This window comes from Brevundimonas sp. KH_060, assembly GCF_057838275.1.
In genome coordinates this window covers 1,369,075-1,382,403 of record NZ_CM174463.1, presented here as the reverse complement: position 1 = coordinate 1,382,403, position 13,329 = coordinate 1,369,075, and the positions used below count along the sequence as shown (strand labels likewise).

At 67.0% G+C, this 13,329-nt stretch carries 15 protein-coding genes and 2 tRNA genes; 8 read left to right on the top strand and 9 right to left on the bottom strand.

The window, feature by feature from the left end:
• Positions 1-171: 171 nt before the first annotated feature.
• Complete coding sequence (locus AC3IPP_RS06785) at positions 172-783, top strand: sigma-70 family RNA polymerase sigma factor (protein ID WP_489150815.1); 612 nt, start codon at positions 172-174, stop codon at positions 781-783.
• Positions 784-842: 59 nt separating this feature from the next.
• Entirely contained in the window at positions 843-1,043 is a 201-nt protein-coding gene (locus tag AC3IPP_RS06780) for a hypothetical protein (protein ID WP_087138884.1), read from the top strand.
• A gap of 13 nt (positions 1,044-1,056) precedes the next feature.
• Here the strand turns inward: AC3IPP_RS06780 and AC3IPP_RS06775 are convergent, their stop codons facing one another.
• Together AC3IPP_RS06775 and AC3IPP_RS06770 are read right to left on the bottom strand one after the other, a co-directional pair.
• Positions 1,057-2,259: an acyl-CoA dehydrogenase family protein gene (locus AC3IPP_RS06775; protein WP_489150814.1), complete on the bottom strand. Its 1,203-nt coding sequence runs from the start codon at positions 2,257-2,259 to the stop codon at positions 1,057-1,059.
• A gap of 75 nt (positions 2,260-2,334) precedes the next feature.
• On the bottom strand, positions 2,335-2,640 hold the full coding sequence (locus AC3IPP_RS06770) for an SCP2 sterol-binding domain-containing protein (protein WP_024354161.1): 306 nt from the start codon (positions 2,638-2,640) through the stop codon (positions 2,335-2,337).
• Between the two features lie 200 nt (positions 2,641-2,840).
• Here AC3IPP_RS06770 and AC3IPP_RS06765 point away from each other — a divergent pair, with 200 nt between their 5' ends.
• The gene (locus AC3IPP_RS06765; RefSeq protein WP_087138882.1) at positions 2,841-3,023 is read left to right on the top strand and encodes a hypothetical protein; all 183 of its coding nucleotides are present in this window, start codon (positions 2,841-2,843) and stop codon (positions 3,021-3,023) included.
• Positions 3,024-3,046: 23 nt separating this feature from the next.
• Here the strand turns inward: AC3IPP_RS06765 and AC3IPP_RS06760 are convergent.
• A tRNA-Ser gene (locus AC3IPP_RS06760) sits at positions 3,047-3,138 on the bottom strand.
• Between the two features lie 132 nt (positions 3,139-3,270).
• Here AC3IPP_RS06760 and AC3IPP_RS06755 point away from each other — a divergent pair.
• The 4 genes from AC3IPP_RS06755 to AC3IPP_RS06740 are packed head-to-tail and all read left to right on the top strand — an operon-like array spanning position 3,271 to position 8,163.
• Complete coding sequence (locus tag AC3IPP_RS06755; RefSeq protein WP_489150813.1) at positions 3,271-4,830, top strand: exopolysaccharide biosynthesis polyprenyl glycosylphosphotransferase; 1,560 nt, start codon at positions 3,271-3,273, stop codon at positions 4,828-4,830.
• Positions 4,830-6,281, top strand: a complete 1,452-nt coding sequence (locus AC3IPP_RS06750; RefSeq protein ID WP_489150812.1) for a lipopolysaccharide biosynthesis protein — start codon at positions 4,830-4,832, stop codon at positions 6,279-6,281. Before AC3IPP_RS06755 ends, AC3IPP_RS06750 begins: the two co-directional genes overlap by 1 nt.
• A complete protein-coding gene (locus tag AC3IPP_RS06745) occupies positions 6,278-7,213 on the top strand; it encodes a glycosyltransferase family 2 protein (RefSeq protein ID WP_489150811.1) in 936 nt (311 codons plus the stop codon). Before AC3IPP_RS06750 ends, AC3IPP_RS06745 begins: the two co-directional genes overlap by 4 nt.
• The gene (locus tag AC3IPP_RS06740) at positions 7,210-8,163 is read left to right on the top strand and encodes a glycosyltransferase family 2 protein (protein ID WP_489150810.1); all 954 of its coding nucleotides are present in this window, start codon (positions 7,210-7,212) and stop codon (positions 8,161-8,163) included. Before AC3IPP_RS06745 ends, AC3IPP_RS06740 begins: the two co-directional genes overlap by 4 nt.
• Here AC3IPP_RS06740 and AC3IPP_RS06735 read toward each other — a convergent pair.
• Positions 8,160-8,861, bottom strand: a complete 702-nt coding sequence (locus tag AC3IPP_RS06735) for a P-loop NTPase family protein (protein ID WP_313423889.1) — start codon at positions 8,859-8,861, stop codon at positions 8,160-8,162. The genes AC3IPP_RS06740 and AC3IPP_RS06735 overlap by 4 nt on opposite strands.
• A gap of 47 nt (positions 8,862-8,908) precedes the next feature.
• On the bottom strand, positions 8,909-10,351 hold the full coding sequence (locus AC3IPP_RS06730; RefSeq protein ID WP_087138870.1) for a GumC family protein: 1,443 nt from the start codon (positions 10,349-10,351) through the stop codon (positions 8,909-8,911).
• 126 nt (positions 10,352-10,477) lie between these two features.
• Between AC3IPP_RS06730 and AC3IPP_RS06725 the strand changes: the two genes are divergently transcribed.
• Positions 10,478-11,200 (top strand): polysaccharide biosynthesis/export family protein, encoded by a 723-nt coding sequence (locus AC3IPP_RS06725; protein WP_087138869.1) that lies wholly within the window; start codon positions 10,478-10,480, stop codon positions 11,198-11,200.
• 89 nt (positions 11,201-11,289) lie between these two features.
• Here the strand turns inward: AC3IPP_RS06725 and AC3IPP_RS06720 are convergent, their stop codons facing one another.
• From AC3IPP_RS06720 to AC3IPP_RS06705, 4 genes are all read right to left on the bottom strand, one after another.
• Entirely contained in the window at positions 11,290-11,934 is a 645-nt protein-coding gene (locus tag AC3IPP_RS06720) for a TrmH family RNA methyltransferase (RefSeq protein WP_489150809.1), read from the bottom strand.
• Positions 11,935-12,044: 110 nt separating this feature from the next.
• Positions 12,045-12,121 (bottom strand) — tRNA-Pro (locus AC3IPP_RS06715).
• 67 nt (positions 12,122-12,188) lie between these two features.
• The gene (locus AC3IPP_RS06710; protein ID WP_489150808.1) at positions 12,189-12,665 is read right to left on the bottom strand and encodes a DUF192 domain-containing protein; all 477 of its coding nucleotides are present in this window, start codon (positions 12,663-12,665) and stop codon (positions 12,189-12,191) included.
• A gap of 26 nt (positions 12,666-12,691) precedes the next feature.
• The gene (locus tag AC3IPP_RS06705) at positions 12,692-13,213 is read right to left on the bottom strand and encodes a cold-shock protein (RefSeq protein WP_087138866.1); all 522 of its coding nucleotides are present in this window, start codon (positions 13,211-13,213) and stop codon (positions 12,692-12,694) included.
• Between the last annotated feature and the right edge of the window lie 116 nt (positions 13,214-13,329).

The window sequence follows — 13,329 nt, the reverse complement described above, 5'->3', positions numbered from 1 at the left end:
TTCGCTGTGGTCACCCTGTAGAAATGCGGCCTGAGACGAGGCGGTTCCGCAAGAGGCGAACCCGTCTGCGCGCGCCTTCACGGTCATGTTTCAGAGGAACAGTCGCAGCCAGACGGCGTTCTGATTCAGTCCAGCCGCCGAAACGGCGCAGGTTTTTCAGGATCCCGCCGCATGCCCGAAGTTCGCATGCCAGAGGGGCCGAACGCCATCGAGCCCCCGCCATCGCCGCCATCGCTTGACCGGGCGCCGGACCTGGCCGATCCGGCCAACTGGCGCGCCATGCTGGCGTGCCAGATACCGGCGTTGCGGGCCTTCGCCTTTTCACTGGCGCGCAACCGGGCGGATGCGGACGACCTGGTTCAGGAAACCCTGGTCAAGGCCTGGGCGCACCGGGCGCGGTTCGAGACCGGGACCAATCTGCGGGCCTGGCTGTTCACCATCCTGCGGAACAGTTGGTACACCGGCGCCGCCCGCCGTCGCCGCGAAGTGGCCGACGAAGAGGGCCGCCACGCCGCCAGCCTGACCTCCGAGGCCAGCCAGGAATGGACCGCCGAGTTGACGGCGCTGCAACAAGCGCTGAACACCCTGCCGCCTGAACACCGCGAGGCCATCATCATGGTCGGCGCCGCCGGGCTTTCCTATCAGGAGGCGGCCGACATCGCCGGCTGCGCCGTGGGCACGGTCAAGAGCCGGGTCAATCGCGCGCGGCGTCGCCTGGCCCTTCTTCTGGCCCGCGACCTTTCCTTATGCGGCGATGAAAATAATGAGGACGACGACAGCTAGGCTGAGGGAACAGAGGAAACGGCGAAGGGGTTCAATTCCCGATCTCAGGAGAGCCGGTCATGAAGACTCCGCAACGCCCCCCCGCTCCCGAAGCTCCGCGCACGGGCAAGCGCGGCTTCATGGACTGGCTGTTCGGTCGCACGCCGCCGCCGCCCAGCAAGGCCAGTTCCAACCTCTATCTGGGCGACATCGTCGACGGCGACTTCAGTTCGCCCTCGGTCCACCATCATCACAAGCGTCCCCCCAGCGACGAATTATGAGCCCCGCGACAGCCTAGCGCCCCGCCCGCGCGGCGTATTCCAGCCGGGCGATGGTGCGGTTGTGCACCTCGTCCGGGCCGTCGGCGATCCGCAGGGTCCGCACCATGGCGTAAATCTCGGCCAGCGGCGTATCGCCCGACACCCCGGCGCCGCCGAACGCCTGAATGGCGTCGTCGATGACCTTCAGGGCCATGCGCGGCGCGGCGACCTTGATCTGGGCGATTTCGGACTTGGCGCCCTTGGCCCCGACCTCGTCCATCATCCAGGCGGCCTTCAGCACCAGCAGACGGCACATCTCGATATTGGTGCGCGCCTCGGCCACCCGCTGTTCCCACACCGAATGCTCGGCGATGGTCTTGCGGAAGGCGGTGCGGCTGAGCAGGCGGTCGACCATCAGCTCCAGCGCCTTTTCGGCCGCGCCGATGGTCCGCATGCAGTGATGGATGCGGCCCGGCCCCAGACGGCCCTGGGCGATCTCGAAGCCGCGTCCCTCGCCCGCGATCAGGTTCGAGGCCGGGACGCGGACGTTCTCCAGCACCACCTCGGCGTGGCCGATCGGCGCCTCGTCATAGCCGAACACAGACAGCATCCGCTCGACGCGGAAGCCGGGCGTGTCAACCGGAACGATGATCTGGCTCTGCTGCTGGTGAACGGCGGCGTCGGGATCCGTCTTGCCCATGACGATGGTCACGGCGACGTTCGGGTGCGCCATATTGGTCGACCACCATTTACGGCCGTTGACGACATAGTGGTCGCCGTCCCGCTCGATCCGGGTCTGGATGTTGGTGGCGTCGGATGACGCAACCTCAGGCTCGGTCATCAGGAAGGCCGAACGGATTTCACCCGCCATCAGCGGCTTGAGCCACCGCTCCTGCTGAGCGGCGTCGCCGTACATGTGCAGGACTTCCATATTGCCGGTGTCGGGCGCGTTGCAGTTGAACGCCTCGGCCGACCACAGCGCCCGCCCCATCAACTCGGCGATGGGCGCGTATTCCAGGTTCGACAGCCCCGCCCCATGCTCGCCTGGCAGGAACATGTTCCACAGGCCCTCGGCCTTCGCCTTGGCCTTCAGCGCCTCCATCACCGGCGGCTGACGCTTGGGATCGGCGCGGACCTCGGCGCGATACTCCGCCTCGCGCGGCAGAACCTCCGCCTCCATGAATCGACGCACCCGCTCGCGCCAGTGCTCGCCCCGCTCGCTCAGCCGGAAATCCATCTACGCCTCTCCCTACATGAAAACGGCGCGGCCCCGTCGGAGCCGCGCCGTTGAACATCAAGCCTCAGCCCGCCGTCAGCCCTTGAGCAGCGGAGCCAGCTTCTGAGCGATCATCATGTCGCCCGCGATCTTCAGCTTGCCCTGCATGAAGGCCATCATCGGGTCCAGGCGACCCTCGGCCAGTGCGACGAAGTCGTCCCACTTGATCGAGACGGTGGCGTCCGCCGGCTTATCGTCGTTGCTGACGGTGTTCGGAGCCGAGGCGCCGTCGATGAAGATCTTGCCGTCATCGCCGAAGTCCAGCTTCACGGTCTTGCCCAGACCCGAGTTTTCGCCGACGGCGGCGCGAATCTTGTCGGTGGCGAGGGCCAGATCGGCCATGTGCGTCTCTCCCGTTGAGAAGGTTGAACCACACGCCTAACCCGCGCGCCGGGCGGCGCCAAGATCACGCAAGGGAAGGCGCGCACCGGAAACCCCCTATCGCGCCGGTTCCATCACATATGGCTCAGCTTACATGAGTTTGCGTTCGGCCGTGACGAGATGGCCTAGAAGTTGCGCGTTTGCGTAACAAGGACTCGCCAATGACCCGCCTGCTCACTCCGGAGGAAGTTCGCCTGGACCAGTTGTGGCGCGAGCACTTCGGCCAGCCCCTGCCCATGATCGGCGCACCTGAGGTCGCCCGGCGCATCCTGCGTCAACACGGCGTCGCCGTGCGCCGCCCCAGCGAAGCCAAGGCCAGCGGCCCTTCGGAGGGCCGCGACTGACTTCTGATTTTCGGAAAGAATTCTGGCGGAGACGGAGGGATTCGAACCCTCGGTACCCCTTACAGGGTACGACGATTTAGCAAACCGTTGCCTTCAGCCACTCGGCCACGTCTCCGGCAGGCCGCGTGGATAGCGAGTCGCGCGACGCTTCGCAATGCGGAACTGACGCCCTTTGTGTTAACCCGGCATAAGAGTGGCATGTGACACGGGGTTCGCACCTCATTTTGCTCGATATCGGGAAAAAGACTTGGCTATCACCCCTGCTGACACTCTGGGCTCCGCGACCGAAGGCGCACGCGCGAATCGCGCAGCGCTGGTCGAATCGCGCGCCTCGGCGGCGGAGACAGGGCGTACGGGCCGGGCTCGACGCGGCCCCTTGCGGCCGGACGTGTGGCTGAACACCCGGCAGCGGGCGGCGGCGCGGCGGCGCGTCTTCTACTTCCGCGGCGTCGACATCGTCGCATCGAGCTTCCTGTGCCTTGTGGCTATCGGCCGCATGAACGCCGGCGGGCTGGCGCAGGTCACCCTGTTCGAAGCCATGCCCATTCTGATCGGCGCGCTGATGACCCTGGGCCTGATGCGATCGCTGGGTCTGTATCGTTTTGACAATAGCCGGGCGCCTGTGCGCCATCTGGCCGGGGTCGCCGCCGTGGCGAGCCTGGGCGGCGCCTTCGCCTGCCTGCTGGCCCTGGCCCTGCCCAATGGCGAGACGCCGCTCGCCGAGTACGGCTGGTGGGCGATCGCTTCGGCGGTGCTGCTGACGGGACTGCACACCATCTGGCGCATGCTGGTGGCCCAATGGCGCAGCCGGGGCGACCTGACGCCCAACGTCGTCGTGGTCGGCGCCACCCGTCACGCCGAATCCCTGATCCGCGAGGCGCTGGACCGGCGCGACTTGAACATTCTGGGCGTCTTCGACGACCGCCTGGCCCGCACGCCCGACGCCCTGGCTGGCGTGCCGGTTCTGGGCGGCACCGACGCTCTGCTGGAACACAGGCTGACGCCCTATATCGACCGGGTCATCCTGGCCATCGATCCCAAGGCCGAGGCGCGCGTCCGCGCCCTGACCCACCGCCTTGAGGTTCTGCCCATTCCCTTGACCCTGCTGGTCGACCCTAAGGGCGCGGCCCAGCGGAACGAGGCGCTGGAGAAGCTGGCTTCCTCCTCCCTGCCCCTGCTGGGCGGCGCCGTGGACGGCGAACGGCGGGCGTTCAACAAGCGCATCCTGGACATCATCCTGTCGGCGCTGGCGCTGGTCGTGCTCAGCCCTGTGCTGTTCCTGATCGGCCTGGCCGTGCGGATGGACAGCAAGGGCCCGGCCCTGTTCCGCCAGCGCCGCCACGGCTTCAATCAGGAAGAGATCGTAGTGTGGAAGTTCCGCACCATGCGTCAGGAAGCCTCTGACGCCACCGCCAGCCGCCAGGTGACCGCCGGCGACGACCGGGTGACGAAGCTCGGCAAGTTCCTGCGCGCCACCAGTTTGGACGAACTGCCGCAGCTGGTGAACGTACTGCGCGGCGAGATGTCGCTGGTCGGGCCGCGCCCGCACGCCATCGGCATGAAGACCGGAGACGCCGAGTCAGCGCGTCTGGTCGCCGAATACGCCCACCGTCACCGCATCAAGCCCGGCATGACCGGCTGGGCCGCCATCAAGGGCTCGCGCGGGCCGCTGCATACGGCGGATGAAGTGCGTCGCCGGGTTCAGCTCGACATCGAATATATTGAGCGCCAGTCCTTCTGGCTCGACCTGTGGATCATCGCCGTGACCGTTCCTGTTCTGCTGGGCGACCGGATGGCCGTGCGCTGATGTTCTGGAGGGGGGTGTTCGGCTACCTGCCGGCCAATATCGTGCAGGGCGTGGTCGGGTTTCTGACCATCATCATCTTTACGCGCCTGCTGTCGCCCGAGGACTTCGGGCGCTATGCGCTGGCCTATGCGGTGCTGACGCTGGCCCATGTGGCGACGTTCAGCTGGCTGGAAGCCTCCATGGCCCGCTTCTGGGCGGCCCAGTCCGACGAAACGCAGATGGCCGAGCATTTCGCCAGCCTGTATCGCGCGGCCTTCCTGATCACCGCCGTTTTCGTGCCGGTGGCCGGGCTTCTGGTGTGGCTGTGGCCCATGCCGGACAGCTTCCGTCTGCCGCTGGCCGTGGCGCTGGCGGGGATTCCCGTGCGCTGCTTCCTGAAGCTGGCGCAGGAGCGGTTCCGCGCGGCGGGCGAGGTCGGCCCCGCCGCCGCCATCGACATCTGGAGCGCGGTCGCGGGCCTGGCCTTCGGCGTGGGTCTGGCCCTGCTGGGAATGGGCGCGGAAGCGCCGCTGGCGGGGATGTTGCTGGCGCCGCTGGTCGCCCTGCCCTTCGTCCTGCCCGCCGAACTACGCGAGGCGAAACGCGGACGGCTGGATCGTCAGCGACTGAAGTCCTACGCCGTCTACGGCTATCCGATCGCCGTGGGCCTGGGGCTGACCGTGGTGCTGGCCTCGACGGACCGCTTCCTGCTGGCCTTGTTCATGAACGAGGCGGCGGTCGGCGCCTATCACGCGGCCTACAGCATCGCCAACCGGACGCTGGACGTCATGTTCGTCTGGCTGGGGGCGGCCGGGGCGCCGGCGCTGGTCATGGCGCTGGAGCGCGGCGGACGCGAGGATCTTCAAGTGGCTGCCCGCGAACAGGCCTCGACCCTGGTGCTGATCGGCCTACCCGCCGCCGTGGGCGTGGCCCTGGTCGCGCGGCCGCTGGCCGAGTTCATGATCGGCGAAGACCTGCGCACCGTCGCCGCCTCGGTCACGCCGTGGGTGGCGCTGGGCGCCTTCCTGTCGGGCATGACGACCTATTATTTCGGGCAGGCGTTCACGCTGGGTCGCCGCACCGGCTGGCTGCTGCTGGCCATGAGCATTCCGGCGGGCAGCAACATCATCCTGAATATCCTGCTGATCCCGCGCTTCGGCGTCATGGGCGCGGCCTGGGCGACGGCGATCAGCTTTGCGCTGGGCCTGATGGCCTCGATGCTGATCGGTCGGCGCATCCTGCCCCTGCCCGTGCCGTGGAACGCCCTGGTGCGCTGCGGCGCCGCCGCCGCCGTCATGGCGGGCGTGGTGATGATGATGCCGCCGATCGGAGGCTTCCTTGAACTGATGCTGGACGCGGGCGTGGGCATGATCGTCTACGGCGTCGTGGCCTATGGCCTGAACGCCGCCGGGGTGCGCGACCTGAGCGTGCGGCTGAAAGCCTTCCTGCGCGCGCGGAGGCAGGCGGCATGAGCCACGCTCTTCACCACGACAGCCTCGCATGGGCCGAGGCTCAACCGATCCTGTCGGTGCTTATCCCCTTCCTGCGCGATGATCCGACCGACCTGTTGCAGCGCCTGGACGCCGAGGCGCAGGCCCTGGCCGGACAGGCCGAACTGATCGTGCTGGACGACGGCACCAATGACGCCGCCTTGACCGCGCGCCTGAACGCCCTGATCGACCGCATGGCCCTGCCGGTTCGCCTGATCAGCCTCAGCGCCAATCAAGGCCGTTCGGGAGGCCGCAACCGCCTGGCCCAGGCCGCGCGCGGTCAAACCTTCCTGTTCCTCGACAGCGACATGAGGCCCGACCATCCCGGCTTCCTGAAGACGTGGGTCGATCTGGCCCGCGACGCGCACCCGGCCGTGGCCTTCGGCGGCTTTTCCCTGTTGCAGGCGCCGCAGGACGCGCGCTTCGCCGTCCATCGCCATATGGCGGCCCGGTCCGACTGCATCCCCGCCGCCCAGCGCGCCGAACAGCCCGAGAAATACGTCTTCACCTCCAACCTGCTGGTCCGCCGCGACGTCTTCGATACGGAGACCTTCGATTCCGGCTTCAGCGGCTGGGGCTGGGAGGACGTGGAGTGGGCCATGCGCGTCTCGCGCCGGTTCGAGGTCGTCCATCTGGACAACCCCGCCACCCATATGGGTCTGGACACAGTCGAGGCCCTGGCCGCGAAATACGAACAGTCGGCGCCGAACTTCGCCCGCGTCGTGGCCCGCCATCCCGACTTCGTCTCGGCCTACCCCAGCTATCGCGTCGCCAAGGCGTTGAAGGCCGTGCCGGGACTGAAGGCGCTGCGCCCCCTTATCAAAGCCGCCGCCCGCGCGCCGATCCTGCCGACCGGCCTGCGAGCCTTCGCCCTGCGTCTGTATCGCGCGGCCCTCTATGCGGAGGCGATATGAGCGCGCCCGACGTCGCCGTCGTCATCCCCACCATGCGCCGTCTGGACAGCCTGACGCGCGCCCTGCGCTCGGTTTTCGCTCAGGAAAGCGTGGCGACGCGCCTGCGCGAGATCGTCGTCGTCGACAACGACCCCGAGGCCAGTTCGCGCGAAACGGTCGAGGCTCTGCGGCCCGAAGCACCTGTGCCGCTGATCTGGACCCATGCGCCACGCCCCGGCGTCGCCACCGCACGCAACACCGGACTGGCCGCCACCTCCGCGCCCCTGATCGCCTTCCTTGACGATGACGAGGCCGCATCAACCGGCTGGCTGGCCGCCCTGTTGAGCGCCCAGGCGACGACCGGCGCCGACGCCGTCTTCGGCCCCATCCGCGGGCGCGTGCCCGAGGGGACCGGCTGGACCACGCCCTATCTGGAGCGGTTCTTCGGCCGTCAGGGACCGGATCGGGACGGCGTGCTGGATCACGCCCACGGCTGCGGAAACTCTCTTCTGGTGCGGGCCACAGCCCTACCCGGCGACCAGCCTTTCCACGTCGGATCGGATCAGATCGGCGGCGAGGACGATGTGCTGTTCGCGGCCCTTCAGATGCGTGGGGGGCGTTTCGCCTGGGCCGCCGACGCCTGGGTGGACGAGTTCGCCCCGCCCCACCGCGCCACCCTGCGCTACGCCCTGACGCGCGCCTTCGCCTATGGCCAAGGGCCGAGCCAGACCGCCGCCGAAGCGAAGAACTGGCCCAGCGTCGCGCGCTGGATGGCCGTCGGCGCGGCGCAGACGGCGGTCTGGGGCGCGGCGACGCTGGCCTTCAGCCTGATCCGTAACGCCAGGCGCGCCGAGATGGCCGACCGCACGGCGCGGGGACTGGGCAAGATCCTCTGGATGAAGGGCTTCGAGCCGCAGTTCTACGGCCAGCGCGAACTCGATCGACTGCAACGTGCGGCGGAGCGGACCTAGCCAATAAACCGCTTGAGCAAGGCGGGCGGCTTCCACTTGGCCCGGTTCATCACCACCCCGGCGATGCGTCCGCCCTGGGCGTCGATCTCGTCACGCAGGGCGACAGGTCCGGCCGCGTCGGTCGTCTCCGCCGCGACCACCAGGACAGTAGCGTCGGCCAGCGGCGCCAGGGTCAGGATCATGTCGCTGCGATCCGCCGCCGGAGCGTCGATGACGACCGTGTCGGCGTGGGCGCGCAGGCGGGTCCAGTAGCGGGCGTCGTTGATCGCCTCGGCCCGCTGGCCGGCGCGCAAGATTTCATTGTGGAAACGCGTGACGTAAAGGCGCCCGCCCAGGCAGGTCTTGGCCGTCATCAGCCGTCCCGGCGCCACCGGCCGTCCTTCCCGATCCCGCATCGGCGGCGTCACGGCATAAAAGGCCGATCCGTCCGGCGAAGCCTGGACCGCCGGCCCCAGTCGCCCGAAGCGGTCCGGCTGCGCCGCCACCTGCTCCATCTGCGCCTGTTGCGTCAGGTCGCCATCGACCAGCCACGCCGGGCGACGGCCGCGCACGGCCGCCATGCGGGCGAACTCGCGCGCGACGGTCGAGACGCCCTCGCCCGTCTGGGCGGCGGCGAACAGAATCACGCGGCCGCGATGAGCCGGCGCTGGTCCCAGCGCCGCCCACAGTCCCGCCATTTCCGTCGTCAGATCGACCATGCGAATCGTTACGTGCGCCCTTTGACCCAGCCTAGCACGAGCAAGGCTCAGGCGCTCTTGGCGGGGGCCACGGCCAGGACCGGAGCCTGAAGCGTGCGGCTGAGGGTCGTCGGCATGACGAAGCCGCGCTGCAGGAAGACCCGCAGCAGACCGACGCACAGGGCCGTGAAGCCGGCGAAGGCCAGAACCGCGACCATCAGGGGGAAGCGCAGGCTCTTGCCCTTCGACGGCGGCTGGGCGCGTTCGATGACGGTGACGTTGTCGGCGCCCGCCTTGACCAGTTCGTTGTCGGCGCGGCTCTGGGTCTCGCGCTGCTGGAACTCGCGGATCGAGGCGGTCAGCACCTCGCGATTGCCGGCGAGCGTCGAGTTACGCGACTCCAGCTCGGTCAGGCGCGTCTGGCGCGAGCGCAGGTCGCCCAGCTGACGATCCAGCACCGCCAGGCGGGCGCCCAGGGCGTCGCGTTCAGCCTGGGCGTTGATGCGGGTGGTCTCCAGCTCGACCCAGACCGGGTTCGGACCGGTGCGGACTTCCTTGGCGCCGACGGCCGTGCCGGAACCGACATAGGCCTGAAGCTGGGCGATCTTGGAATCGATTTCACGTACCGGCTGGGCGTCGGGTTGATAGCGGGCCAGCAGGCTCTCGCGCTCGGTGCGCAACTGCAGGATCAGGTCCTGAGCCGAGACGTTCAGATCCTGATACAGGGCCACCTCGGCCGGGGTGCGCGCCAGCTGGGCCACCAGGGTCGTCAGCCGCTGCGAGGCTTGCTGCAACTGGGCCTGGACGCCCATCCGCTCGGTGAAGACGGACTGATAGGTGTTGGCGACCGTGGACTTGGCCGTGGTGAAATCGCCGATGGCGTTGGTGCGCAGGAACTCTTCATAGGCGCGATCGGCGTCAGCCAGTTCCTGCTCGAACGTCTGGCGCTGGGTGCGAATGGCCGAGGTCGCGCGGTCCTGGAACACCTCGCGCCGATAGGTCAGATACTGGTCGATCACCGTGTTCAACACGCGCGCCGACAGGGCCGGATCGCCGCTCTTGTAGCTCAGACCCACGACCGGGCTGAGCGGCGTGACTTCGACGCCCAGGCCCGACGCCACGGAGCGGATGGCGGCCGCTTCCTGACGCGCCGGGCTTTCGGTCGAGGGTACGCCGCCCTGGAAGCTCTCGACGCCCAGGGCGCGCACCACGCGGCGCTTGACCTCAAGGCTGTTCAGGATGGCGGCCTCGGACTGAGCCACCTCGCTGGCCGAGGGCGGCATGGCGCGTTCGCCCATGCCCACGCGCGGCTGATAGACGTATTCCTGGCCCACCCCGACGAACAAGCTGGCGCCCGCCGTGTAGGTCTTCTTCATCGTCATGACGACGGCCGCGCCGATGGCGGCGATCACCAGGAAGATCACGATCATCAGCAGCAGTTCGCGGAACAGCAGGGCCACGACGTCGACGACGCCGTAACGGGGACGAGCTGCTGCGAGTGAGGAACGCATGAAGATCGAATTTCTCGGTCAATGACTGTTGTGCGCCACACTGAGGGTCACGCGTTAACCACGCGTTACCTATAAGCCGTCAGCTTTGCCGAAGACGAAATTTCTCCGCCTGGACCGTCCCCGACCATGGAATTTGATCGCCGCCTCATCCTCATGGCGCTGGCCGCCGGACTGGCCGGATGCGCCAGCGGCGCCCCTGCGGGCGGCGCCCGGCCGCGCCCGACCGTGGTCGACGACTTCCCGCCTGGCCTGCCTTTCGCCGACTGGACCGAGGTCGAGCCGGAGTATCGGCTCTATCCCGGCGACGACATCGAGGTCGCCCTGCCGACCGCGTCGGAGCTGACGCGCCAGTTGAAGATCGCGCCGGACGGCCGGGTGTCGCTGCCGCTGCTGGGCCATGTCATGGCGGCGGACCGCAGCCTGTCTGAGCTGGAGGCCGACATCTCCCACGGCTACGCCCCTCACCTGCTGCGACCCGAGGTCGAGGTGACGCTGCGCCAGGCCGGCCCGCTGAAGGTCTGGATCGACGGCGAGGTGCGCAATCCCGGCATGTTCGACATGCCCGGCGACATCGACGCCTATCAGGCCGTCATCATGGCCGGCGGCGTCCTGCCGTCCGCCAGATCCTCGCGCTGCGCCCTGATTCGACGCGGCCCCGGCGACGTCCGCATGATGAAGGTGATCGACCTGAGCGCGCCCCGCGCCGAAATCACGCCGATGCGGCGCGGCGACATCATCTTCGTGCCGCGCTCGACGCTGGGTGAACTGGCTGCCTTCTTCACCCAGTTCCGCGCCGCCCTGCCGATCGGCTTCTCCTACGCCATCAACGGCGGCTACGCCTCGACCTGACCGTCGTTGGAGATGGCGCTGCACCGGGTAGATCGGCCTTTAAGCCAAGCTTGAGGGCCAATGGACGCTTCAAAGCAGACGCTGCGCGCTTACTCGCTCGCGAGAAGCACTGTCGGCAATGGTGCTTGGCGCTCGCCTCTCTGGTTCCGCAACCTGTACTTGCTTTGATACGAACGCCGTTGTTTCGCGATTTCGTACAGGACGATCCCCGAGCACGTCCCGAGGTTTAAGCTCTCAATCATGCCGAACATCGGCACGCTGACGCACATCTCGCTTCGCTCAACGGCCCGCTCACTGATCCCTATATTTTCACTTCCGAACCAGACAGCAAGCTTAGGGTAAATCGCGTAATCGCCTTCATCCAGGAAGATGCTGGTCTTGCCTTTCACATGCGGCGACGTAACGATCGATTTGAATCCAGCCTCCTCCAAGTGGTCGAAGCATTCATCGGTGGTGTCAAAGCGCTTTACGAACGTCCATTTCACTGCTGAAACAGAGATTTTCGAGGCTACCTTATCGCTACGCAAATCCTTCCAGTCGTCCGGAAGCAAGCGACGAGAGTCTACAACATAGACTTTCTCAACGCCCAAGGCGTTCACGTTCCGAATTACCGTCCCGATGTTTTTGACATCAGCAGGGTTCTCGATCACCGCGATGAGATTCTTACAGCGAAAGGGCTTGATCGCATCAGCGCGTGTGCGAACCGTTCTTTTGGTCTGAGACGCTTCTTCCATCCCGAACTCCCTCATCGGCCCGACGCCCGCCAACCGCTCTCAGCTGACACCAGCTACAGTCGCATATCGGCTATCAGATGGAAGGCCTCCGCCTGAAGGAGGCTAAACCGTGGTCGGGGCGAGAGGATTCGAACCTCCGACCCTCTGGTCCCAAACCAGATGCGCTACCAGGCTGCGCCACACCCCGGACCGACGGAGCGCTCTCATGACACGAGCCGACGGCCTCCGCAACGGATGAGGCGGCCTATTATCGCTCAAGGGCGAAAGAAGGGGTGTTTAACCTGGTCGCCGGGCTGAGCGCCGATCTCATCCGCCCGTCCGGCCCGCAATTCGAGCACGCCATTGGCCGCGCCGTTCGAGGGAATCGGCGCATCAGAGTTGGGGGTCGCGTGCTTGGCGATCGAAATGATTCGCCCACGCGGGTCGATGTAGATGATGTCCAGCGAGCTGGGCGTGTTGCGCATCCAGAAGCTCTGTTCGCCCGCCACGGGGAACTGGAACAGCATCCCCCGGTCATCAGGCAAAGGCGGACGGTACATCAGGCCGCGCTGCCGCCTTTCATCGTCGTCGGCGATCTCGACCATGAACCTGTGCTCGCCCGAGGCCGTGACGATCGCCAGCGGCTCCAGCGGGCGGCCGGTCGCATCCAGCGGCCCCTTCTGCGCGCAGGCCGCCGTTGCAGCGGCCGCGGAAAGGGCCAGGATCAAAAGGATGCGCCGGCTGTAATCCATGTCTTCGTCCTTCTATCGGACGAAGATCACCCGCCCGGTCTGATATCGGCCACGACCAGCCCCTTGGGGCCTTCCGCGAAGCGCACGTTCACCGGGTCGCCCGGCAGCAGGTCGTCCAGACCGCAGCGACGCAATGTCTCGACGTGGACAAAAATATCGCCCGCCTGACCGTCGCGCACGACGAATCCATAGCCCTTGGTGCGATTGAACCATTTGACGACGGCGGCTTCCAGCGGCCCTTCGGGCGCGCCTTCCGTCCAGGCATGGGCCGAACTGCGCACCGGCTCACGACGAACCAACGCGGCGCTGGCTTCCAGCTCGACGATATTGACCACCTGCCAGCCCTTGGCCCGCTTGGCGCACTCGCAAACGATAGATGCGCCCTCGCCCGCCAACTCATGACCTGCGTCGCGCAGGCTGGTGACGTGCAGCAACACGTCCCTCTCTTCGGTCAGCTCCGGCTGGTCCGGTACGATGAAGCCGTACCCCTTGCCGGCATCGAACCATTTGACCCTTCCGACGACCTTTACGGTCTCAATCGGCTCCATCACGTCACTACTCGCCACCTTGAACCCCCGCCCGCAACACTACGGGTCAGCTACACTAACACGGTTCTTTTAACTCGGACAGACAAGTTGCCCTTTTTGCGCCATATTGTCGACAA

Excerpts from the sequence above, each read along its gene's own strand:
- AC3IPP_RS06785 (WP_489150815.1), top strand. The coding sequence starts at position 172 with ATGCCCGAAGTTCGCATGCCAGAGGGGCCGAACGCCATCGAGCCCCCG.
- AC3IPP_RS06780 (WP_087138884.1), top strand. The coding sequence starts at position 843 with ATGAAGACTCCGCAACGCCCCCCCGCTCCCGAAGCTCCGCGCACGGGC.
- AC3IPP_RS06775 (WP_489150814.1), bottom strand. The coding sequence starts at position 2,259 with ATGGATTTCCGGCTGAGCGAGCGGGGCGAGCACTGGCGCGAGCGGGTG.
- AC3IPP_RS06770 (WP_024354161.1), bottom strand. The coding sequence starts at position 2,640 with ATGGCCGATCTGGCCCTCGCCACCGACAAGATTCGCGCCGCCGTCGGC.
- AC3IPP_RS06765 (WP_087138882.1), top strand. The coding sequence starts at position 2,841 with ATGACCCGCCTGCTCACTCCGGAGGAAGTTCGCCTGGACCAGTTGTGG.
- AC3IPP_RS06750 (WP_489150812.1), top strand. The coding sequence starts at position 4,830 with ATGTTCTGGAGGGGGGTGTTCGGCTACCTGCCGGCCAATATCGTGCAG.
- AC3IPP_RS06745 (WP_489150811.1), top strand. The coding sequence starts at position 6,278 with ATGAGCCACGCTCTTCACCACGACAGCCTCGCATGGGCCGAGGCTCAA.
- AC3IPP_RS06740 (WP_489150810.1), top strand. The coding sequence starts at position 7,210 with ATGAGCGCGCCCGACGTCGCCGTCGTCATCCCCACCATGCGCCGTCTG.
- AC3IPP_RS06735 (WP_313423889.1), bottom strand. The coding sequence starts at position 8,861 with ATGGTCGATCTGACGACGGAAATGGCGGGACTGTGGGCGGCGCTGGGA.
- AC3IPP_RS06730 (WP_087138870.1), bottom strand. The coding sequence starts at position 10,351 with ATGCGTTCCTCACTCGCAGCAGCTCGTCCCCGTTACGGCGTCGTCGAC.
- AC3IPP_RS06725 (WP_087138869.1), top strand. The coding sequence starts at position 10,478 with ATGGAATTTGATCGCCGCCTCATCCTCATGGCGCTGGCCGCCGGACTG.
- AC3IPP_RS06720 (WP_489150809.1), bottom strand. The coding sequence starts at position 11,934 with ATGGAAGAAGCGTCTCAGACCAAAAGAACGGTTCGCACACGCGCTGAT.
- AC3IPP_RS06710 (WP_489150808.1), bottom strand. The coding sequence starts at position 12,665 with ATGGATTACAGCCGGCGCATCCTTTTGATCCTGGCCCTTTCCGCGGCC.
- AC3IPP_RS06705 (WP_087138866.1), bottom strand. The coding sequence starts at position 13,213 with ATGGAGCCGATTGAGACCGTAAAGGTCGTCGGAAGGGTCAAATGGTTC.